At 43.2% G+C, this 2,025-nt stretch carries 1 protein-coding gene; it reads left to right on the forward strand.

All coding sequences use genetic code 11. The features are described from left to right. On the forward strand, positions 1–1,885 hold a 1,885-nt coding region (locus VIP81_RS21565), incomplete at its 5' end, for a DUF5686 family protein (RefSeq protein ID WP_331966138.1). Positions 1,886–2,025: the final 140 nt, after the last annotated feature.

A 2,025-nucleotide genomic window follows, 5' to 3' on the forward strand; every position in this document is an offset into this window, starting at 1 on the left:
TATTTTTTATGATAACAATGTAGCCGCCGTTATCACCCAAATGGGGCCCCGCGGATACATTTCTCCTATTGCTGAAAATGCACTGGCTTACTATAAGTACCGGCTGGAAGGAGAATTTATAGAAGATGGGAAAACAATTCACAAAATAAAAGTAATACCAAAGCGCAAACAGGAACCTTTGTTTTCCGGATATATTTTTATCACCGATGGCGATTGGCGCATTCACAGCACCGACTTAATTCTTACCGGCGAATACCAGCTGGAACTAATGGATTCACTGGTAATACGCCAAACACATGTACCCGTAACAAACGATGTGTGGCGCGTAAAGGACCAGGTACTGCGCATTTCCTTCAATAAATTCGGCTTCCGCATGGGTGGTACCTTTGTAAATGTATACTCAGACTATAATGTACAGCCTGATTTTCCACCTAAGTATTTCGACAACGTGTTCCTGAAATATGATACTGCTTTCGATAAACAACAACATGCATATTGGGACAGCATCCGCCCGGTGCCACTGGAACCTGACGAGGTAAAGGATTATCACGTAAAAGACAGTACCGCACAAGCCGCCCGTGATTCCTCTTCCTCCCGCAATCACCTGACCACTTTGCAGCAGCAACAGAAGCGCGTTACGGTCATGAACGTATTGTGGAATGGGGTAAAGCGTAAATATTATTTCAGCCGCGACAGTACGATTCAGTTTCATACACTCAACGTCCGGGGACTGGCAAAATCGCTGAAATACAATACGGTAGAAGGGCTTGCACTGGCCATAGAACCAGACCTGATCCTCAATACAGGGAAAGAAACCTCCTTAAGCATTGCGCCCAATATCAGGTACGGTTTAAGCAATACTCACCTGAACGCCTATACGGAAATTACCTTTGTTAATGATAGCAGAATTCGCAAACGCTACGGTCAAAACACCTGGTCGCTGGCAGGAGGGAAGCGCATTTCCCAGTTTAACCAGGACAATCCGATCGACAATATCGCCAATGAGTTTTATACCCTGTTCCTGAAGGAAAATTATATGAAACTATACGAAAACTGGTTCACGAACCTGCGGTACAGTCGTACGTTCCAGACGAATGACCGGTTATCGGTAGGTGTAAATTACGAGAGCAGGATACCGGTAGAAAATACAACCGACTTCGTATTCTTCAAAAACGACAAGAAAACATTTACGCCCAATCATCCCTATGAACTGGCCGATGTACCTTTTGAAAAACACCAGGCATTGGTGGTAGATTTGAGTTTTACTTTTCAACCAGGACAACAATTTGTAGAATTACCCGATCGTAAAATTCCGTTCGGATCTAAGTATCCCACCTTTAGAATCGACTACAGTAAAGGGATTCCGGATATCGCCAATAGCATCGTTGATTTTGATAAATGGAGTTTTTCTGTGCAGGACAACATGAACTTTAAATTGTTGGGTGAGTTTCGTTACCATGTTGGTGTGGGTGGTTTCCTGAACGACCGCAATGTACAGATTCCCGATTATCAGCATTTCAATGGCAACCAGACTTTCTACAATACCCGCTACCTGAATAGCTTTCAGCTGGCGCCTTACTATCAGTATAGTACCACCGCCGCTTTTTACACCACTGCGAATGTGGAGCATCATTTCAATGGACTACTCACAAATAAAATCCCTTTGTTTAATAAGTTGAAATGGAACCTGGTAGCCGGTGCCAATGCCTTTTATATCAACAGCGATAATAACTATGTGGAAGTGTTCGGAGGAATTGAAAATATTCTGAAGATGATTAGGGTCGATGTGGTAGCGGGTTATCAGAGTAAAGAAGATACCCGTATAGGCGTGCGCGTAGGATTTGGTGGTATACTGGGCAACGTCGTAAAATTTAAGACCAATTGACAATGATGCCGGGGATTTTGTTACCACCTGTAATAGCTTGCCAGGTAACAAAATCCCCGTATCCCTACACTCACTGTTTCCGTTAAAATTTCACTGATTTCTTTTTGCTGCTTTTTAGTTCTTTCTTCTCATCAAAGAAA

The sequence above is a fragment of the Chitinophaga sp. genome, from assembly GCF_036566945.1.
In the GTDB taxonomy this organism is placed as follows: Bacteria; Bacteroidota; Bacteroidia; order Chitinophagales; family Chitinophagaceae; genus Chitinophaga.